Below are 20,148 nucleotides of genomic sequence, written 5' to 3'. Positions count from 1 at the left end.
GCGCCTGCGGGGACCTCGTGCAGCAAACGGTCCGTATGATGGATGGAGGCCCCCGCCTGCGCGGGGGCGCAATTCATCTGGGAGTTCTCAGCCGAACGTGCCCTTCCGCGGCCCCATGTAGCCGAACAGGTAGCCGGCCACTTTCCGCATCTGGATCTCCTCCGCGCCTTCGGTGATCCGGTAGCGGCGGTGGTGGCGGTAGATGTGCTCGAAGGGCTTGTGGCGGGAATAGCCGATGCCGCCGTGGACCTGCATCGCGCGGTCGGCGGCCTGGCACACCAGCCGGTTCGCCCAGTAGTTGCACATGCTGATCTTGTCGGACAGCTCGCGCTCGATCGCCTTGTGGCCGCCCTCGCCGGCCTCCAGCTTGTCCATCTGCCACGCGGTCTTGTAGATCAGCGTGCGCAGCATCTCGCACTGGGTGGCGATCTCGACGAGGGGGAACTGGATGCCCTGGTTGCGCGCGAGATCCTCGCCGAAAGGCTTGCGCTCGCGCGCATAGCGGACCGATTCCTCGAGGCAGTAGGTCGCCGCCCCCAGCGAGCTCGCAGCCTGGCGGATGCGGTTCTGGTGGACGAAGCTCTGGGCGATGGCGAGCCCGCCGTCGACCGGGCCGAGCACCGCACTTTCCGGCACCCAGCAGTTCTCGAAGTGCATCCGCGGGTGGTCGGTCGGCATGTTGAAGGTCCACATGTACTCGTCGACCACCATGCCGGGGGTGCCCGCCGGGACCAGCAGGCAGGTGATCCCGCGCGCGTCGCCGGCCTCGCCGCTCGTGCGGCAGAACGCGGCGCAGTGGGTGGCGACGTGCATCCCGGTGATCCACATCTTCTCGCCGTCGATGCGCCAGCCGGGCACGCCGTCGCGGGTCTCGCGGACCGCGCGGGTTTCCATGTGCGTGGCGTCCGATCCGTGGTGCGGCTCGGTCAGGCCGAAGGCGGTGCGGCGCGTACGCTCGAACCCGCCAAGGATGAATTCCTTCTGCTGCTCTTCGGTCCCGAAGTGTTCGAACATGTTCACGAACGGGAAGTTGCCGACGATCGAGTGCTCGTTCTGCAGGTCGTTGTGGAGGCCGAGACCCATGGCAGCGAAGCGGTCGCGGATCACCGCCATCCACAGGTTGGAGCCGTCCTTGCCGCCATACTTCTTCGGCGCGGAGAACCGCCAGTGACCGGCCTTGTCGGCGCGCTGCTGGGCCTCGCGGAGGAGCTCTTCCCATTCGTGGCGGGGAAGGCCATGGTTCTCGAAGTCGGTGCGCGCGTATTCGCGGCGGTGGTCGAAGAAGCGGATGTTGTCGTCCGCTTCTTCGAGCGGCTTGATCTCGGCGACAATGAAGCGGTCGAGCTCGTTCAGGTAGGCGACGAGGTCGGCGGGAAGATCGAAGTCCATCAGGCAGGTTCCCATGCGTTGCGCGCCTCTGAAAGCGCTGGATATTTCGGCTGGTCGGAAGCGAGCACGTCGAGCGCGCGGCGGCGCAGCTCGGCGAGCAGGCCGGGGGTGGCGAGGCTAACCCTGCCCGAGATCAGGTCGTCGCTGAGCGCCTTGTCCTCCGGCGATGGCCGTGCGGCCAGCTCGCGGCGGACGATTCCCAGCGCGTTCTGCGCGACGGCCAGGTCGAAGCGGTCGCGCCCGGCCAGCTTCGGCTTGACCGTGGCGGCGAGCCATTCCGAGATTGCGGTGAGGACTTCCGAGGCCGTCGGTTCGCCGTGGGGCGTCGGCGCCTGCGGGGTCGGCGGCGGGAGCGGGCGCGCGCGCTCCGCTTCCGGTGCTTCGCCTTCGAGCAGTCGCAGGAGGTCGAGCTCCTGCTCGGCGCAGCGCCGCGCCACAACGACCCGCTCCAGCGAGCGGTCGGTCCCCTCCCGCCAGTAGCCGCCCATGTTCAGCGTGCCGAGCGCCCACCAGACGGTTCGATAGACGAGCCAGAAGCGGAAGCGGGCGCGGTCCACCGGCCTGCCGCCCGCCGCCTGGTAGGCGGCGAAGTAGGTGTCGAGGTCGGCGCAGCCGAAAGCCGGCTTGTCGAGCTTGCCGAAACGCCAGACGGTCATGCAGCCATAGGCGAGGTCTTCGTGGTAATCGCCGCTATGGGCGAGCTCCCAGTCGAGTACGCCGGTGATTCGCCCGCCCTCGGCCATGACGTTGCCGATTCGGAGGTCGCCGTGGACAAGGCTGGGCGCGATCGGCCCTGGCAGGTTGGCGCGCAGCCAGGCGAGGCCGAGCGCGATGATCGGCCGGTCGGCACCAAACCCGGCCCACTGGTTGTACAGGCCTTCGACCCCGTCGGCGGGGAACAGCATCGGCAGGAAGGCCAGGGTCCCAGAGTCGACGGTATGGATTCGCGCGAGATCCTGCGCGATGTCTCCGATCAGCTGTGGTCCGGGATCGTGCAGCACCACCGATGGATCGGCAGTCCCGGCGATGCAGCGCATCACGAAGCCGAGGCCGAGGTCGTCTTCGGGCACGAACTCCGCGACGACTTCCGGCGCGCGCACCCCGGCCGCGGCAGCAGCGCGGATCACGGCCGCCTCGCCGTCGATCTTCAGCGGCCGGCCCTCGAGCCATTCGGCAGAGGGCGCGCGGCGCAGCACGAACCGCTGGCCTCCGCAGGCGAACAGCCACGATTCCATGTTGGCCCCGCCGGACAGTCGTTCGAGCCCGGTCACGGGAGCGGCGATGCCGGCCCTGGCCATGACGGCGGACAGCTTTTCCGCGAGGTCCTCGCCGGTCGCGCTCATTATCTCTCCCGAATCATGCCGTGGAGCATATTAAGCGCACGATTAAAGCCATGGCCAGCCCGATCGCCCCGATGGCGCGACCGATCGATACAATCGGGGGCTTTGCGAAGGAATCGCAATCGGTTACTCTGCTAACCGCAGGTTTACCGGGATGGGGTTAAACAGAACGATGCGAAGGGTCCGCAAATACCTCGCCGCACTGGCGCTGGCCTTGCCGGTGTTCGTGGCAACACCAACGGTTCACTCCCGGCCGCCTGTGCCGGTCGAGGACACGCGCTATGCCTGGTTGCAGCAGCAGGTTGCGGGCATCGCCGCGCAGGGCCAGGGCCGGATCGGCGTGGCCGCCATGGACCTCGACGGCGGCGGGCAGATCTTCGTCAACGGCGACCAGCCTTTCCCGATGGCGAGCACCGCCAAGATCGCGGTCGCGGCGACGTTTCTCCAGGGCGTCGAGCAGGGCCGCTTCCGGCTCGACCAGCAATTCCCGCTGATGGTGCCGGTGCGCGAAAGCGGCCAGCGCAGCGCGGTCGCCCCGCTTACGGCCGGCAACCTGCTGACCGCGCAGACCCTGATGGAGCAGATGATCACCCGCTCCAACAACGAGGCGACCGATGGTCTGATCACCGCGGTCGGCGGGGTCCAGGCGGTCAATCGCTGGCTCGCCACCGCCGGGATCTCGGGCCAGCAGCTCGACCACACCATGGCCACGCTGGTCCGCGACGACGGCGCGATCGATCCGGCCAGGGTGATCGACGTGCGCACCAGCAGCACGCCGCGGGCGATGCTCGCGCTGCTCGCGGCGATCGACAAGGGCAGCGTGCTGTCGGCGGAAAGCCGCTCGGTCCTGCTTTCGACCATGACCCGCACGTCGACCGGTTCGCGCCGGATCCGTGCGGGCGTTCCCGCGGGCACGCTGGTCGCGCACAAGACCGGCACGCTCGCCGGGGTGACCAACGATGTCGGGATCATTCGCATGCCCGACGGCCGTCACGTCGCGCTGGTCGTGTTCGTGACCGGCCCCGAAGGCCACCGCGCGCACGACGGGCTGATCTCGCAGATCACCTCGGTGGTCTACAACGGCTTCCTTGGCAGCGGAGGCGCATCGGCGGCGATCCCGGTTCGCTGATCGAACGGCTCAGCCAGACAGAAAGGCCCGGGCGCAAACCCGGGCCTTTTCGTTTGCGCTGGCCGCGTGTGGTGAGCGCAAACGAAAAGGGCGTGGCCTTGCGGCCACGCCCTTCGAATTCTTGCCCGAAGGCGCGAATTACATCGCGGCCGATTCGCTGGCTTCCGGAGCGGCTTCGCTCGAGTCAGCCGAGGCGTCCATCGCCGGAGTTTCTTCGGCCATAGCTTCGGTGGTGGCTTCGGCGACCGGCTCTTCCTTCTTGCAGGCGGTCAGAGCGAAGGCGGTGCCGACAACGGCGACGAGCATGAGCTTGCGCATGGCGTTACAATCCCTGGATCATAGAGTGGACCACGTCGGGCGCGCGGCCCGGCGCAAAGCCTACTTTGGGGGTAGACTTCGACGCCCCGAATAATCGTCATTTTCCGTTCATGCAAGCGTTACGCATTGCATTGCGGAACGACCCACCCCGCAGGGACGCGGAAACCGCAGAAATCAGCGGTCTGCGCCGGAGCGTGCTTTTCCATCGACGGACACTCCGTGGACCCGATCTGGCAAAGCCGATGACGCCCCGAGCCGCGCCTGCTAGGACCCTCGCCATGGATTCCAAGCAGCATCTCTACCTGGTCGATGGCTCGGCCTATATCTTCCGCGCGTACCACCGCCTGCCGCCTTTGACGAACCCGCAAGGGGTGCCGGTCGGCGCGGTCTATGGTTACACGACGATGCTGTGGAAGCTCGCCGAGGACCTCCACAAGGCCGACGGGCCGACCCATCTCGCGGTCATCCTCGACAAGGGCTCGACCTCGTTCCGCAACGCGCTCTACGACCAGTACAAGGCGAACCGCCCGCCGCCGCCCGAAGACCTGGTGCCGCAGTTCCCGCTGATCCGTGACGCGACCCGCGCATTCAGCCTGCCGTGCATCGAGGAAGACGATCTCGAAGCAGACGACCTCATCGCCAGCTACGCCCGCGAGGCGACCCGGCGCGGCTGGGACGTGACCATCGTCAGCTCCGACAAGGACCTAATGCAGCTCGTCGGCCAATGCGCCGAGGGCGGCGGCTGTGTCGACATGCTCGACACGATGAAGAACCAGCGGATCGACATTCCCGAGGTGGTCGAAAAGTTCGGCGTCCCGCCCGAGCTGGTCGGCGACGTGCTCGCGCTGATGGGCGACGCGGTCGACAACGTTCCCGGCATCCGCGGGATCGGCCCCAAGACCGCGACCAAGCTGATCCAGGAATACGGCAGCCTCGAGGCCGCGCTCGCCGCGGCGCCGACGATGAAGCCGTCGAAGATGCAGCAGAGCCTGATCGAGCAGGCCGAGATGGCGCGGCTGTCGCGCGTGCTGGTGGCGCTCAAGGAAGACTGCGAGTTGCCGATCCCGCTCGACGATTTCGCGCTCGACAAGATCCCGCCCGAGCCGCTCGCCGCGTTCCTTTCGGAACATGGCTTCACCAGCCTGCTGAAGCGGCTCGACCTCGGCAAGGGCAGCCCCGAGCGGGCGACCCAGCTCAACCCGGCCAAGCCGACCACGTCCGGCGCGCCGGCCGCGCCGCAGGGCAATCGCCAGCCGCTGCCCGAATGGCCGGCGTTCGAACTCGGCAGCTATCAATGTGTCCAGTCGATGGGCGAGCTCCAGCAGTGGATCGCCCGTGCCTTCGAGGCGCGGATGGTGGCGATCGACACCGAAACCAGCGCGCTCGATTCGATGCGTGCCGATCTTGTCGGCGTCAGCCTCGCGCTCGGACCCAATGACGCCTGCTACATCCCGTTCTGCCACGGCGGCAGCGACATGTTCGCCGAGCGTCCCGTCCAGGTCGACCAGAAGGAGGCGATCGCCGCGCTGAAGCCGCTGCTGGAAAGTGATGCGGTGCTGAAAGTCGGGCAGAACATCAAGTACGACCTCAACGTGCTCGCCCGCCACGGCATCGATGTCGCGCCGATCGACGACACCATGGTGATGAGCTTCTGCCTCGACGCCGGGCGCAGCGAGACGGGGCTGGCCGGGCACGGCATGGACGAGCTAGCCGAACGCCACCTTTCCCACACCACGATGAAGTTCAAGGACCTCTGCGGGACGGGCAAGAAGGCCATCTCGTTCAGCGAAGTCCCGCTCGCCGACGCCACCCGCTACGCCGCCGAGGACGCCGATGTGACCTGGCGGCTGCATAAGCTGTTCGCACCCCGGCTCGTCGAGGAAGGCGGCAGCCGGATCTACCACCGCGTCGACCGTGCCCTGATCCCGGTCGTGGCGATGATGGAGCGCAGTGGCATCCGGGTGGACCGCGAGCGGCTCGCCGCGCTTTCGACCGAGTTCTCCCACCAGATCGCCGCGCTCGAGCAGGAGATCTACGGGCTCGCCGGCGAAAGCTTCACCATCGGCAGTCCCAAGCAGCTGGGCGACATCCTGTTCGACAAGCTCGGCTACAAGGGCGGGCGCAAGGGCAAGAGCGGGCAGTACTCGACCGACCAGGCCATCCTCGAAGGGCTGGCCGCGCAGGGTGCGGTCGTCGCGACGAAGGTGCTCGACTGGCGCCAGCTGTCGAAGCTCAAGTCCACTTACACAGATGCGCTGCAGGCGGCGATCAACCCGGCGACGGGCCGCGTCCACACCAGCTACAGCCTGGTCGGCGCGCAGACCGGGCGTTTGTCCTCGACCGATCCGAACCTGCAGAACATCCCGATCCGCACCGAGATCGGCCGGCAGATCCGCGATGCCTTCGTCGCCGAACCCGGCAATGTCCTGCTCGCCGCTGACTACTCGCAGATCGAGCTGCGACTCGCCGCCCACATGGCCGACGTACCCGCGCTCAAGGACGCCTTCGCGGCCGGCGAGGACATCCACTCGCGCACCGCGATGGAGATGTTCGGCACTGTCGACCGCGACACCCGCGGCCGCGCCAAGACAATCAACTTCGCGATTCTCTACGGCATCAGCCGCTGGGGCCTCGGCGGGCGGCTCGGCGTTTCGGCGGACGAGGCGCAGGCGATGATCGACCGCTATTTCGAGCGCTTTCCCGGCATCCGGAACTACATCCACGGCACGCTCGAAAGCGTCCGCAGCTGCGGCTATTCGCAGACCCTGTTCGGCCGCAAGACCTGGTTCCCGCGGATCAATTCCAGCCAGCAGGCCGAACGCCAGGGGAGCGAGCGCGCCGCGATCAACGCGCCGATCCAGGGCACCAGTGCAGACATCATCAAGCGGGCTATGGCGCGGATGATGCCCGCGCTCGAGGACGCGGGGCTCGGCCATGTGAAGATGCTGCTGCAGGTCCACGACGAACTGGTGTTCGAATTGCCCGAAGGCGACGCCGAAGCCGCGAAGCCGGTGATCGAGCGGGTCATGGCCGAAGCGGCCGAGCCGGCGGTCAAGCTCTCGGTGCCGCTCGGCATCGAGATCGGGACCGGCCTGTCATGGGGCGCTGCGCACTAGCCCTCGGCGATGACCAGCCGGTAGCCGGCATCGTAGCTGTCCAGCGCGGTGATCTCGCCATAGCGCCGCGTCCACCCGCCGCTGCCGAGATCGTCCTCCAGCCGCGCCAGCTCCGCCGCGCAGTCGCCGAGCGCCCAGAACGAGGAACTGCCTGAGCGGATGCGCGGATCGAGGTAGGCCGCGGGCCGCCGCCAGTAGGCATAGAGGAACCCGTCGATGCAGTCGGCCGGTATGGCCACCGGCTCGATCCGCACCGGGCCGAGTCACCGCGCGTAGTCGTCGATACGCGGCATCTGCGCCTCGTCGAGCGCAGCGAGTCGCGGGAGGTAATCGGTGAGCCACGGGCGGCTCGCCGGATCGAAGGTGAGCAAGACGATCCGGCCGCGCGTCACCCGGCGCATTTCGCGAAGGCCCGCTGCCTTGTCGGGCCAGTGGTGGACGGTGAGCACGGCCATCGAGGCGTCGAAGGCGTTGTCGGAAAACGGCAGCTCCGCCGCCGCCGCCTGCACGGCCGGCGCCGCATCCGGCGCGCGCTTGCGGATCATTTCGAGCGATGGCTCGGCGGCCGTCACCTTCCGCCCGCGCGGCTCGTACGAGCCAGTCCCCGCGCCGACGTTGAGGACCGTCCCCGCATCGCCCAGTGCCGCCTCGATCTGCGCGGCGATCCGCGGATCGGGCCGGCGCAGTGCGGCATAGTTCACGCCGATGGTGTCGTAGAGCGCGGTCATGGCGGGTGTTCTACGTACGGCGCCTTGGCCGGACAACCGGGTCAGTCGAGGCTGGCGAACCGCGCGATGTCGGGCGTGTGCAGCCACAGCGCCTCGTCGTTCGGGACCGAATTGGTCAGCGCATAGAACGCGGCGGCGTTCTCGCGGCTCAGGCCCATTTCGCGATAATAGGCGAGGTAGGTGCGGTTGACCGGATCGTCGGAGGCAAAATCGCCCGCTTCCTGTCCGTTGGTGTCGAGCCAGGAATGGACCGCGAATTCGGCTGTCGGCTCGGCACTGCGGGTCGCGCCGGCGAAGAACAGCTCGACCGCCCCCGAACGGACCGAGCCGTTCGCCGGGACGTGGGTGGCGATTCCCGCGGCGCGGATCATCCGGCCGAGCCTGAGGTTGGCGGTGTCGTCGACCGTCCCGGGGCAGTCGATCATTTCCAGCACCCGCAGGCCCGGATAGGCCCGGAGCATCGCCTGGAATTCGTGCGGGGTGAATCCGTCGGTCTCGCCCACGAGCGCGGCACGGCCAGGATCGAGCACGCGGAACGGGCCGAAGTTGGCGATCGCGGGCACGTCGACGGGCGGCGCGGCGACGAAGCGTTCGCTGCCCTGCTCGACCTCCTCGACCGTCTCGGTCCAGACCGTACCGTCGGCGTCGGTCCAGGTGCGCGAGCTGATCACCTCGGCCAGCGCAGGCTGGGCGAAGCCGATTAGCAGGGCAGCCAAGGCGGCAGGGACGGCGAGAAAGCGGCGCATGGTGCCCATCTCGCGCGCGCGGGCTTGCCGTTTCGCGAAGGAAGGCGGTTAAATGCCGTTGACCATGTTTCGCTTCGGAAATGGAGCGGTTGCCTTGGCGCGGGCGCACGGCGCGGCGATACGCAGTCCCGCTAGGGAGTTTTCCGCATGGTCGCGCTGGTATCGACGGTCGCCTACCTCGGGCTGGAGGCGCGCAGCGTCGAGGTGCAGTGCCAGATCGCCCGGGGCATGCCGGCCTTCGCCGTGGTCGGCCTGCCCGACAAGGCGGTGCGCGAAAGCCGCGACCGGGTGAGCGCGGCGTTATCGGCACTGGGCCTCGCGCTGCCGCCCAAGCGGATCACCATCAACCTTTCCCCGGCCGACCTGCCCAAGGAAGGCTCGCACTTCGACCTTCCGATCGCGCTGTCGTTGCTGGCGGCGATGGGGGTGGTCGATCTCGAGCAGATCGCCGATTTCGAGGCGGTTGGCGAACTGGCGCTCGACGGGCGGATCATCCCCTCACCCGGCGTGCTGCTCGCCGCGCTTCACGCCAGCAGCGAGGACAAGGGCCTGATCTGCCCTGCCGCGCAGGGGAGCGAGGCGCGCTGGGCGACGGGGATCGAGGTGGTCGCCGCACCGAACCTGATCAGCCTGCTCAACCACCTCAAAGGCACCCAGCGCCTTCCCCCGCCCGAACCGGGCGAGGCGGAAACCGTGCGGCGGGGGCCGGACCTCAAGCAGGTCAAGGGTCAGGAAACCGCCAAGCGCGCATTGGAGATCGCCGCGGCGGGCGGGCACAACTTGCTGATGATCGGCCCGCCGGGTGCCGGAAAGTCGCTGATGGCGGCGTGCCTGCCCGGCATCCTTCCGCAGTTGACCCCGGCCGAGGCGCTGGAGGTGTCGATGGTCGCTTCGGTCGCGGGGACGCTGGAAGACGGCAAGATCAGCCGCAGTCGCCCGTTCCGCAGTCCCCACCACTCGGCCTCGATGGCGGCGCTGACCGGCGGCGGGCTGAAGGTGCGGCCGGGCGAGGTCAGCCTCGCCCATCTCGGCGTTCTGTTTCTGGATGAACTGCCCGAATTCCAGCGCCCGGTGCTCGATTCGCTGCGCCAGCCGCTGGAAGCGGGCGAGGTCACCGTCGCGCGGGCCAACGCCCACGTCACCTTTCCGGCGCGGGTCCAGCTGGTCGCGGCGATGAACCCGTGCCGCTGCGGACACCTCGGCGATCCCGCACTGGGCTGCAGCCGCGCCCCGCGCTGCGCGGGGGATTACCAGAGCCGGGTCTCAGGTCCGCTTCTCGACCGCATCGACCTGCATGTCGAGGTCGATCCGGTGTCCGCCGCCGACCTCGCCCTGCCGCCGCCCGCAGAGGGTTCGGACGAGGTCGCGGCGCGGGTGGCGCGGGCGCGGAGTGTGCAGACCGCGCGGCTCGAACCGCTGGGCCTCAGGACCAACGCCGAGCTCGATGGCGACGCGCTCGACCGCTACGCCACACCTGACGAGCCGGGGCGCAAGCTGCTGATGCAGGCGGCCGATGCGATGCGGCTCTCGGCGCGCGGCTATACCCGGATGCTGCGAGTCGCCCGGACCATCGCCGACCTTGCCGGGGCGGAGACGGTCGGCCGCATCCACGTGGCCGAGGCGCTCAGCTACCGGCGGATGGCACCGCGGGCGTGACGGTCAGGGCACCTTCACCTGCTCGTTGAGCCACGATTCGCACGACGAGGAACCGCCAAGCTCGCAAGCGCGCTTGCGGAAGCCTTGCCAGCGCCTGAGCTGTTCGACTGTCGGTGATTCGCCATCCGCGATTGCGCCGCGCTCGAGGTCAGGAATCCAGCGGCAGCCGTCTTCGGACCCCATCTCGCAGGCCTTGAGCCTCAAAGCGATGGCTTTGGAGCGATCAAACAGCGGGTTTTCATACTCGTTGCCGAAATAGTTGGCGGCGGACTCGCAGGCGGAGCGGAAGCCTTGCGCGCAACCCTTTTCATAGAGATCAGCGATCTCCTTCTCCAGCGCATCAGTCAGTGCGGAGGCTTGGCTGCCGTCACTTTCGAGCTGGTCGGCGAGGTCGTCGCATGCATAGCCCAGACCACCGTCGCAGGCCTTGCGCAGGGCTGTGATACCACGGGCCTTGCTCTTATCGTCCGCATCGTAGGAAACACGGCGCTGGACCATGTAGCAGCTGCGCGCCTCTCCCTTCGCGCAGTTGGCGAGGAACTGCTTGTCGGCCTCCGCCCTGGCCTCGTCGCGGTAATCTTCCGACATGACCAGCGCGAGCCGCCAGCAGGCTTCGGTGTTGCCGCCCTTGCAGGCGGCGTCGAGCACTTCCCTGGCTCCGTTGGTGTCGTAGTTTTCCAGCATCTCGACCGACTGTGCGATCGGATCCTGGGCTGAGGCAGGAACGGCGAACAGGACCGCGGCGAACGCGGCGAGAATGGGTATCAAGCGCATCGGTACAGACCTCCCCGTCATGCGCCCTTGCTAGCGCGGGGCAGGCTTCGTGCAAATGATCAATGACACAGGCGCGCTCAGCGTCCGGCCATGGCCTTGGCCTTCGCCAGATAGGTCCGGCCGATGCGCAGCGCGGTGCCGTCGGCCAGTTCCGCCGACCACACGCCGAGGCCGTCGTGGCGCAGCCCGGCGATGCGGTCGCGGCGGACGATGGTCGAGCGGTGGAGACGGATGAAGCGCTCGGGATCGAGCCGCGCTTCCAGCCCGGCGATGGTGTGCAGCATCAGATAGCTGCGCTGCCCGACATGAAGGCGGACGTAATCGCGCTCGGCGTCGATCCGCTCGAGGTCGGACGCGGCGATGCGGATCAGTTCAGAACGGTGGGGGACCCAGAACTCCTCGATCCACTCGGCCTGGGGGGTGGCGGTACTGCCGGGCGCGCGGCGAGCCACGGCGCGTTCGATCGCCCGCTCCAGCCGGTCCTGCGCGACGGGCTTGAGGACATAATCGACCGCGTCGAGATCGAACGCCTCGACCGCGAAATGGTCGTGCGCGGTGACGAAGACGATCGCCGGGCGGTTCGGCTGGCTGGCGAGTCGGCGCGCGACCGACAGCCCGTCGACCTCCGGCATCGTCATGTCGAGCAGCAGCAGGTCTGGCGAGAGCGCCTCGACCAGCCGCAGCGCCGCCGCGCCGTCGCTGGCGGTGCCGACAACCGAGAGGCTGGGCAGGCGCGAGCAGAGGATCTGCATCCGCTCCACTGCCAGCGGCTCGTCATCGACGATCAGCGTGCGCAAGGGGGAAGGGGCTTCGGCATCAGCAGTCATTGCGCACCACCGGGATGATCAGGGTCGTGGAATAGCCGCCTGCGGGCAGCGGGCCGCTTTCGATGCTCGCCTCGTCGCCGAAGCGCGCCGCGAGCCGGTCGCGGACGTTGGCGAGGCCGATGCCGGTGCCGCCCATCAGCCCGTCGGGCTTTCCCGGGCCATCGTCGGACACGGTCAGGATGAGCTTGCCAGCGGCCTCGCGCGCCGAGATGCGGATCGTCACCGGGCTGCTGGTGGAGGACACCGCATACTTGACCGAATTCTCGACCAGCGGCTGGAGGATCATCCCCGGCACGCAGGCGTCGGCAAGGTCATCCGGCACGTCGAACTCGGTCAGCAGCCGTTCGGGGAAGCGCACGGCCTCGATTTCTAGGTAATGGCGCTGCAGCGCGATCTCGTCCTCCAGCGGCACGTCGGCGGTCGGCGCGCTGGCGAGGCTGTGGCGATAGAAGTTCGACATCGTCTGGATCATCTGCTCGGCCTTCTCGGACCGGCCAGACATGACCAGAGCGGACAGCGAATTCAACGTGTTGAACAGGAAGTGCGGGTTGACCTGATAGCGCAAGCTGCGCAGCTCGGCGTTCTTCGCGGCGCGCTTGAACTCGCCCTCGCGGCGTTCTGCGGCCTGGACCTGCGCGGCGTTGCCGAGCGCGAGGTACAGCGCCGCCCACGCCAGCAGGAGGAAGTAGCGGCCGAGCGCGACGTCGGTCAGTTGCCGCCACAGGCCCTCGTCATCGACCGACTTCTGGATGATCTTGATCGTGGCCTCGCGTGCCGGTGCGGGCATAGCCGGCACCGCTGCGGCGGCCGGTGTCGGCGAAGCTGCGGGGACGGCGGGAGCGGCCGGCGTGGTTGCGGCCTTGGTCGGCCTCGCTGAAGGTGCCGGCGCAGGCGCTGCGTGATGCTCGCGCACCTGGACGACCCGCGTCGTCGCGCGCGGCGCAGGGGCGGCCGGGGGAGCGGGCTTGGCAGCGGGAGCGGCGGGGACCGGGGGCGCGGCCTCGTCCGGGTCGAAATCGAGATCCTCGGCATTCTCGTCGGGCTCGATCGTTTCGAGCTCGTCTTCGCCGGTGGTCTTGATGATCATCCCGCCTGCGCGGACTTCGGATGACCCGTCGGGCCGGCGGACGATCAGGACACCGGGGCGGCGAATCACGGTCGACCCGTCGGGCGCGCGGGAAATCCCTTGCATCTCGGGCGGGGCCGGTGGCGCCGGAGGGGCGGGGTTCGCGCGCGGGTTGGGATTGGGATTGGGATCGGGAGCGGGCGGCGGGGCCGGCGGGGCCTTGGGTTTGACGAGGTTTTCGTCGAGCACGTCGACCAGCACGTTGCCGGACACGTCGTGGCGGATCTTGATGCTGGCTTCGGCCTGGGCGTCGCTGGCCTTCTGTTCGGGCGTCCGCGAATCCTGCTGTTGTTGCTGCTGTTGTTGCTCCTGCGTGATCCGGGTCAGCATGCGCTTCTCGACCGGCGCGAAGGCGAGCTGGTTGGCAAAGGCGATGGCCAGCGCCGCAGGGAACATGATCACCAGCGCGGCGACGGCCCGGGCGACGAGGCTGCGCCCGTCGAAGCGGCGCAGCAGCGGCCAGGCCATGATCGTCACGATGATGCCGATCGCGGTGACCAGCGCCCGCCGCCACAGCAGTTCGTTGAATTCGCCCAGCTCGACCACCAGCCCGCGCACGGTGATCAGCGCGAAGTAGCACAGCCACAGCGCCGCCGCCGACAGGATCACCTGCCGGGCGGGCACGCTCGGGACGGGCTGGGCTTCGCCGGAAACGGACATCGCCGTCTTTTACGCTGCGCCGCCCGCCGCGCGCCAGTGGCGGCAGTCGGGCGGAATCGGCGGTTGGTCGAAGGGCAAGGCCCGCCTCAGGCCGGCAGCAGCCCTTCGTCGGCGATCTTCTTCTTCCAGATCAGCGGCGCTTCGCGGTGGACGTTGACCCCGGTCGAATCGACCGCGACCGTCACCGGCATGTCGACCACGTTGAATTCGTAGATCGCCTCCATGCCGAGGTCCTCGAAGCCGACGACCTTCGCTTCCTTGATCGCCCGCGCGACGAGATAGGCCGCGCCGCCGACCGCCATAAGGTAGGCGACCTTGTGCTTGGCGATGCAGTCGACCGCGCCCTGGCCGCGCTCGGCCTTGCCGATCATCGCCAGCAGGCCAAGGTCGAGCATCATGTCGGTGAACTTGTCCATGCGGGTCGCGGTGGTCGGCCCCGCGGGGCCGACGACTTCGCCCATGATCGGATCGACCGGGCCGACGTAGTAGATCGCCCGGCCCTTGAACTCGACCGGCATTTCCTCGCCCTTGGCGATCATGTCCTGGATGCGCTTGTGCGCGGCATCGCGGCCGGTCAGCATGTTGCCGTTGAGAAGCAGGCGATCGCCCGCCTTCCAGCTCTGCACTTCCTCGTGAGTCAGCGCGTCGAGGTTGACGCGCTTGGCCGCGCTGTCGGGCGCCCAGTGGACTTCGGGCCATTCGTCGAGCTTCGGCGCCTCGAGGAACTTCGGCCCCGAGCCATCCAGGGTGAAGTGGGCGTGGCGGGTCGCGGCGCAGTTGGGGATCATCGCCACAGGCTTGCCCGCGGCGTGGCACGGCGCATCGAGGATCTTGACGTCGAGGATGGTCGAAAGGCCGCCCAGTCCCTGCGCGCCGATGCCGAGTGCGTTGACCTTGTCGAAGATCTCGATCCGCATCTTCTCGATGTCGTTCTGGGGGCCCCGCTCCTTGAGCTGGGCCATGTCGATCGGCTCCATCAGCGCCTTCTTGGCGAGCAGCACGCAGTGCTCCGCCGTGCCGCCGATGCCGATGCCGAGCATCCCAGGCGGGCACCAGCCGGCGCCCATCTGCGGGAGCATCTCGATCACCCAGTCGACGATGTTGTCGCTGGGGTTCATCATCTTGAACTTGGACTTGTTCTCGCTGCCGCCGCCTTTCGCGGCGACGTCGACCGAAACCTTGTTGCCCTTCACCATCTCGACGTGGAGCACGCAGGGGGTGTTGTCGCGGGTGTTGCGACGGGTGAACGCGGGATCGGCGAGCACCGAGGCGCGCAGCTTGTTTTCCGGGTTGAGGTAGGCGCGGCGCACACCCTCGTCGACCACGTCCTGCAGCGAGCGGTCGCTCTCCAGCCGGCAGTCCTGGCCCCATTCGACGAAGACGTTGACGATGCCGGTGTCCTGGCAGATCGGGCGGTGCCCTTCGGCGCACATCCGGCTGTTGGTGAGGATCTGGGCGATCGCGTCCTTGGCGGCCGGACCCTGCTCGGCCTTGTATGCCTCGCCCAGCGCGCGGATGTAGTCCATCGGGTGGAAATAGCTGATGTACTGGAGCGCGTCGGCGACGCTCTCGACCAGGTCTTCCTCACGGATCGTTACCATTTCGCCCATTACCCGACTCCCCTGATGCAAACGCGTGATGCCGTTCGTCTAACTCCCACGCAGTTGGAAGCAAAGCGCTTGGCGCACCTTGAGCGATATTCTAGAGGCCTTCGCGGCAGCGCGAGGCACGCCCGGGACCGCGGGAGCCTTGCGCGAACTGTGTTATACGGGCAATACAGCCCGCAATGAGGTTTCAGCGATGGTGATTGAGCAGCAGGCCGCCGTTTCCTCGGCCCAGATGCGCCGGGCCATGATCGACAGCCAGCTCCGCGTCAGCGGCGTCAACGATCCGGCGGTGCTTGCCGCGATGGACGCGGTGGCGCGCGAGGATTTCGTGCCCGAATCGCGGCGCAGTGTCGCCTATGCCGACCGCGCGGTGCCGCTCGGCGGCGGGCGCGTGCTCGCCCCGGCGCTGACCCACGGCCAGATGCTGATCGAGGCCGAGCCGGGCGCGGACGACAATGTCCTGATCATCGGCAGCGGCACCGGCTACCTCGCGGCGGTCGTCGCCCCGCTGGTCGGCAAGCTGACCGTGGTCGAGGCCGATCCGGCGCTGGCGGATGCCGCGCCTGCCAAGGCCGGAACCTGGGTTGCCGGCCCGCTCGCCAAGGGCGCCGCGAAGCACGGGCCCTACAGCCTGATCCTGATCGATGGCGCGGTGGAGCAGGTGCCAGCCGACATAGCGAAGCAGCTTGCCGACGACGGCCGCGTCGTCACCGGCTGGCTCGAAAACGGCGTGACCCGTCTCGCCGCGGGCCGCAAGGCTGCCGGCGTGGTCGCGCTGACCGCGCTGGGCGAAGCCGATTTCGCGGTGCTTCCCGAATTTGCCGCACCGCGAAAGTGGAGTTTCTGATCCCGATGAAAGCCCCTGCCATTCGCGCCGCGCTGCTGGGCGCAACCTTGCTTGGCGGGGCCGTCGCGGCGAGGGCCGACGACCTGCGCGAGGCGCTGGTCATGGCCTACAATACCAACCCCGACCTCCAGGCCGCGCGCGCCAACCAGCGCGCCACCGACGAGGGCGTGCCGATCGCCAAGGCGGCGGGCCGGCCCTCGGTCAACGGCTCGGCCTCCTACACTGAATTCGTCAAGAAGAGCGCCAACAGCTTCAACGCCCCCGACCGGGCCCTCGATGCCTCGGTCCAGCTCGGCGTGCCAGTCTATTCGGGCGGCGCGGTGCGCAACTCGGTGCGCGGCGCGGAGCGGCGGGTCGCTGCCGGGCAGTTCGACCTGCGCGGCACCGAATCGGCGATCTTCAGCCAGGTCGTCGCCGCCTACATGGACGTGATCCGGGACCAGGCGATCGTCGGGCTCAACCGCAGCAACGTCGAGGTCCTGTCGGTGAACCTCAGGGCAACGCAGGACCGCTTCGAGATCGGCGACCTCACCCGTACCGACGTCGCCCAGTCGAATTCGAGACTTGCGCTCGCCCGCGGCGACCTGCGCAGCGCCGAGGCGAACCTCATTTCCAGCCGCGAGCGGTACATCCAGGTCGTCGGCAAGGCGCCGGTCGATCTCCAGCCGCCGCCGCCGCTGCCGGGTCTTCCCGCGAGCGTGGACGATGCGGTGGCCTTCGCGCTCGAACACAACCCCGATCTGCTCGCCGCGCAGGAGCGCAGCCGCGCCGCCGGGTACGACATCGAGGTCGCGGGCGCGGGACGCTTGCCCACGGTCAGCGTATTCACCGGCGGGGACTACACCGATTATCTCGGCACGCTCGGCGGCAACAGCGGCGGGGCTGCGTTCACCCAGCGCCAGACGACGGCGCAGGTCGGCGTGCGCGCCTCGATCCCGATCTTCCAGGGCGGCCTGCCCGCGGCGCGCGAGCGCCAGGCGCAGGCGCGTGCCGGAGCGACGCTCGAACAGGAAATCGCGGTCGAGCGCGACGTGATCGCGCAGGTCCGTTCGGCGTGGTCATCGTGGCAGGCGGCCAACGAGATCATCGCGATGAACCAGACGGCGGTGGAAGCCGCGACGCTCAGCCTCGAGGGCGTGCGGGCCGAAAACACCGTCGGCAATCGCACGATCCTCAACATCCTCGACGCCGAACAGGAGCTGCTGCGCGCGCAGGTCCAGCTCGTCGCGGCGCGGCGCAATGCCTACGTCGCGGGGTTCAGCCTGCTCGCGGCGATGGGCCGTGCGGAAGCCAAGGATCTCGGGCTCGACGGCGGTGCGCTCTACGATCCGCAGGACAACTACGACCGGGTGAAGGGCAAGTGGTTCGACTGGGCGATGGACCCCGATCCCAAGGCGCAGTCGACCCGCACCGTTGACACACCGGCGCAGACTGCCACAATCCCGACCACGACTGTCCCGTAACGGGATTCGGGATTCGGGCGGTCGCAGGGCGGACAAGACAGGGGTTATGCATGCGCCAGGCTGGTGAACCTTCGGTCGAGGAGATCCTCGAATCGATCAAGAAGGTGATCGCGCGCGACAACCGCGCCGAAGCCGCGCAGCAGCGCCAGCGCCGCGAGAACGAGGGCGTCACCGCCGTCGCCGAAGCCGCGCCCGAACGTCCCCGCGTGCACGAAGTGCTCGAACTGACCGAGATGGAGGCAGCGCCGATGGACGAGCCGGGCGAAGACGCCAGCAAGGACGAACCGGGCCTGATTGCCCCGGCCGCCGCCGCTTCGATGCGCGATTCGCTGGCGGCACTGGCCGTGCTGGCTGAGCCGGGCGCGAGCCCGCAGATTGTCCGCTCGGGCGAAACCTCGCTCGAAGGGCTGACCCGCGAGCTGCTGCGCCCGATGCTGGCCGAATGGCTCGACAAGAACCTGCCCGCGATGGTCGAGAAGATGGTCGCGGCGGAGATCGCCCGGATCGCCGGCAAGAAGAGCTGACGCTCAAACGCCTTTCAGATCGCTGAAACGCGCCCGGATTGTCCGTTGCCTTGACCGGGCGGCGCGATAACCCCTGCCTCCAATCAGAGGAATTGGAGAGCGCGATGGGCAAGATGGTGCGGATCGGCGGGGGCTGTGCCTTCTATGGCGACAGCTCGGTCGCCCCGGTGCAGCTGATGAAGGCGGGCATCGACTATCTCGCGCTGGATTACCTCGCCGAAGTAACGATGTCGCTGCTCGGCGGGATGAAGGAGAAAAATCCCGAATCCGGCTACGCGCTCGATTTCACAGAATGGGTGTGGAAGGACAACCTGCGCCTGATCAAGGAGACGGGCACGCGAATCGTCACCAACGCAGGCGGGGTCAATCCGGCCGCCTGCGCCCGGCGGATGCAGAAGTATGCCGCAGAAGCGGGGCTGTCGTTCCGCATTGCAGTGGTCGAGGGCGATGATCTGATGCCGCGGCTGGCGGAGCTGGAGGCCGAGGGCGGGGAGATGTTCACCGGCGCGCCGTTCCCGCCGCGCGAGCAGATCCTCACCGCCAATGCCTATCTCGGCGCGGACCCGATCGCCAGGGCGCTGGCGATGGGTGCGGACGTGGTGGTGACCGGGCGCTGCGTCGATTCGGCGCTGACCCTCGGCCCGCTGGTCCATGAGTTCGGGTGGGGTGCCGGCGATCTCGACCAGCTCGCCGGCGGCAGCCTCGCCGGCCACGTCATCGAATGCGGCGCGCAAGGCTCGGGCGGGCTGTTCACCGACTGGGAAGACGTGCCGGACTGGGCGCACATCGGCTACCCGATCGTCGAGTGCAGCGCCGACGGCTCGTTCGTGGTGACCAAGCCCGAAGGCAGCGGTGGCCTCGTCACCCCGGCGGTGGTCGGCGAGCAGGTGCTTTACGAGGTCGGCGATCCGCAGGCCTACATGCTCCCCGACGTCACCTGCGACTTCACGCAGCTGAAGCTCGAACAGGTCGGTGAAAACCGGGTCATGGTGTCGAACTGCATCGGCCACCCGCCGAGCGGGCGTTACAAGGTGTCGATCACCTGGAAGGACGGTTTCCGCTGCTTCGCGTTCATGGCGCTGGTCGGGCGCGATGCGGCGCGGAAAGGACAGCGCCAGTGCGAAGCGGTGATCACCCGGGTCGAGGAAATGCTTCGCGACAGGAACCTCGCTCCGTTCCGCGCCCAGAGGATCGAACTGCTCGGCGCCGAATCGAGCTATGGCGCGAACGCCCGGGCGATGGCGACCCGCGAGGTCGTCTGCCGGGTCGGGGTCGAGCACGACGATCCCAGGGCGTTCGATTACTTCATCCGCGAATTCGATTCGCCGACGACCTCGATGTCGGTCGGCACGGCTGGCTGGTTCGGTGGGCGGCCCGAGGTCCGGCCGGTGCTGCGGGTGTTCTCGACGACGCTGGAACGCGACAGCGTGCCGGCGACGGTGACGGTCGGCGAGGCGAGAGAGACCGTAGTCGTGCCCGCCCCGGCCGTCCGGTTCTCCGCCGACGCGCTGGATCGCCCGGGTGCGGGGGAGAGACCGGACCTGTCAGCCGCAGGTATCGAAGTCCCGCTGATCAAGCTGGCCTGGGCGCGCTCCGGCGACAAGGGCGATGCCTTCAACATCGGGGTCATCGCCCGCAAGCCCGAGTATCTCCCCTGGATCCGCGCCAACCTATCGCCCGAACGCCTGCGCGAATGGTTCGCCCACGAGTTCGAGGGCGGCGCGAATCCCGAGGTCCGGGCCTATGAATTGCCCGCGATGCGCGCGCTCAACTTCCACTTCCTCGATTCGCTCGGCGGCGGGCAACTGGCGAGCCTCAGGGTCGATCCGCTGGCCAAGGGCAAGGCGCAGCAGCTGCTCGACATTCCGGTTAGGGTTCCCGCGGGTTTGGTGTAACGG

At 68.3% G+C, this 20,148-nt stretch carries 17 protein-coding genes; 7 read left to right on the top strand and 10 right to left on the bottom strand.

The features are described from left to right. Positions 1–87 precede the first annotated feature (87 nt). Together AC3WLD_RS01615 and AC3WLD_RS01610 are read right to left on the bottom strand one after the other, a co-directional pair. A complete protein-coding gene (locus tag AC3WLD_RS01615) occupies positions 88–1,389 on the bottom strand; it encodes an acyl-CoA dehydrogenase family protein (RefSeq protein WP_492555151.1) in 1,302 nt (433 codons plus the stop codon). Further along, a complete protein-coding gene (locus AC3WLD_RS01610) occupies positions 1,389–2,732 on the bottom strand; it encodes a phosphotransferase family protein (RefSeq protein ID WP_492555150.1) in 1,344 nt (447 codons plus the stop codon). The genes AC3WLD_RS01615 and AC3WLD_RS01610 overlap by 1 nt, the downstream gene beginning before the upstream one ends. A gap of 169 nt (positions 2,733–2,901) precedes the next feature. Here AC3WLD_RS01610 and AC3WLD_RS01605 point away from each other — a divergent pair, with 169 nt between their 5' ends. Next, positions 2,902–3,858: a serine hydrolase gene (locus AC3WLD_RS01605; RefSeq protein WP_492555149.1), complete on the top strand. Its 957-nt coding sequence runs from the start codon at positions 2,902–2,904 to the stop codon at positions 3,856–3,858. Positions 3,859–3,996: 138 nt separating this feature from the next. On the opposite strand, the gene AC3WLD_RS01600 is transcribed toward AC3WLD_RS01605, so the two are convergent. Next, a complete protein-coding gene (locus AC3WLD_RS01600; protein ID WP_492555148.1) occupies positions 3,997–4,176 on the bottom strand; it encodes a hypothetical protein in 180 nt (59 codons plus the stop codon). 278 nt (positions 4,177–4,454) lie between these two features. Here AC3WLD_RS01600 and polA point away from each other — a divergent pair, with 278 nt between their 5' ends. Continuing rightward, the gene (gene polA, locus AC3WLD_RS01595) at positions 4,455–7,292 is read left to right on the top strand and encodes a DNA polymerase I (RefSeq protein WP_492555147.1); all 2,838 of its coding nucleotides are present in this window, start codon (positions 4,455–4,457) and stop codon (positions 7,290–7,292) included. Here the strand turns inward: polA and AC3WLD_RS01590 are convergent. Genes AC3WLD_RS01590 through AC3WLD_RS01580 form a run of 3 tightly spaced genes read right to left on the bottom strand, consistent with a single transcriptional unit; the run spans position 7,289 to position 8,766 of the window. Then, positions 7,289–7,531, bottom strand: a complete 243-nt coding sequence (locus AC3WLD_RS01590; RefSeq protein ID WP_492555146.1) for a hypothetical protein — start codon at positions 7,529–7,531, stop codon at positions 7,289–7,291. The two genes, polA and AC3WLD_RS01590, sit on opposite strands and share 4 nt — an antisense overlap. A 24-nt stretch (positions 7,532–7,555) precedes the next feature. Next, positions 7,556–8,020, bottom strand: coding sequence for a class I SAM-dependent methyltransferase (locus AC3WLD_RS01585; protein WP_492555145.1), 465 nt, complete (start codon positions 8,018–8,020; stop codon positions 7,556–7,558). 41 nt (positions 8,021–8,061) lie between these two features. Next, a complete protein-coding gene (locus AC3WLD_RS01580; protein WP_492555144.1) occupies positions 8,062–8,766 on the bottom strand; it encodes a hypothetical protein in 705 nt (234 codons plus the stop codon). 147 nt (positions 8,767–8,913) lie between these two features. On the opposite strand from AC3WLD_RS01580, the gene AC3WLD_RS01575 reads away from it, so the two are divergent. Then, complete coding sequence (locus AC3WLD_RS01575; RefSeq protein WP_492555143.1) at positions 8,914–10,422, top strand: YifB family Mg chelatase-like AAA ATPase; 1,509 nt, start codon at positions 8,914–8,916, stop codon at positions 10,420–10,422. A 3-nt stretch (positions 10,423–10,425) separates the two neighbouring features. On the opposite strand, the gene AC3WLD_RS01570 is transcribed toward AC3WLD_RS01575, so the two are convergent. The 4 genes from AC3WLD_RS01570 to AC3WLD_RS01555 form a co-directional block, all read right to left on the bottom strand. Continuing rightward, a complete protein-coding gene (locus tag AC3WLD_RS01570) occupies positions 10,426–11,196 on the bottom strand; it encodes an SEL1-like repeat protein (RefSeq protein WP_492555142.1) in 771 nt (256 codons plus the stop codon). Positions 11,197–11,273: 77 nt separating this feature from the next. Next, the gene (locus AC3WLD_RS01565; protein ID WP_492555141.1) at positions 11,274–12,023 is read right to left on the bottom strand and encodes a LytR/AlgR family response regulator transcription factor; all 750 of its coding nucleotides are present in this window, start codon (positions 12,021–12,023) and stop codon (positions 11,274–11,276) included. Then, the gene (locus AC3WLD_RS01560; RefSeq protein WP_492555140.1) at positions 12,013–13,809 is read right to left on the bottom strand and encodes a histidine kinase; all 1,797 of its coding nucleotides are present in this window, start codon (positions 13,807–13,809) and stop codon (positions 12,013–12,015) included. Before AC3WLD_RS01560 ends, AC3WLD_RS01565 begins: the two co-directional genes overlap by 11 nt. An 86-nt stretch (positions 13,810–13,895) precedes the next feature. Next, positions 13,896–15,419 (bottom strand): fumarate hydratase, encoded by a 1,524-nt coding sequence (locus AC3WLD_RS01555; RefSeq protein ID WP_492555139.1) that lies wholly within the window; start codon positions 15,417–15,419, stop codon positions 13,896–13,898. 190 nt (positions 15,420–15,609) lie between these two features. Between AC3WLD_RS01555 and AC3WLD_RS01550 the strand changes: the two genes are divergently transcribed. From AC3WLD_RS01550 to AC3WLD_RS01535, 4 genes are all read left to right on the top strand, one after another. After that, complete coding sequence (locus AC3WLD_RS01550; protein WP_492555138.1) at positions 15,610–16,263, top strand: protein-L-isoaspartate O-methyltransferase family protein; 654 nt, start codon at positions 15,610–15,612, stop codon at positions 16,261–16,263. Between the two features lie 5 nt (positions 16,264–16,268). Beyond that, entirely contained in the window at positions 16,269–17,726 is a 1,458-nt protein-coding gene (locus AC3WLD_RS01545; protein WP_492555137.1) for a TolC family outer membrane protein, read from the top strand. A 50-nt stretch (positions 17,727–17,776) separates the two neighbouring features. Further along, entirely contained in the window at positions 17,777–18,250 is a 474-nt protein-coding gene (locus AC3WLD_RS01540; protein WP_492555136.1) for a DUF2497 domain-containing protein, read from the top strand. Positions 18,251–18,354: 104 nt separating this feature from the next. Beyond that, complete coding sequence (locus AC3WLD_RS01535; RefSeq protein ID WP_492555135.1) at positions 18,355–20,145, top strand: acyclic terpene utilization AtuA family protein; 1,791 nt, start codon at positions 18,355–18,357, stop codon at positions 20,143–20,145. Positions 20,146–20,148: the final 3 nt, after the last annotated feature.

Source organism: Novosphingobium sp. FW305-C-111, from assembly GCF_058783565.1.
Note: the sequence above shows the minus strand (reverse complement) of the source record. Positions and strands in the feature narration are given on the sequence as shown.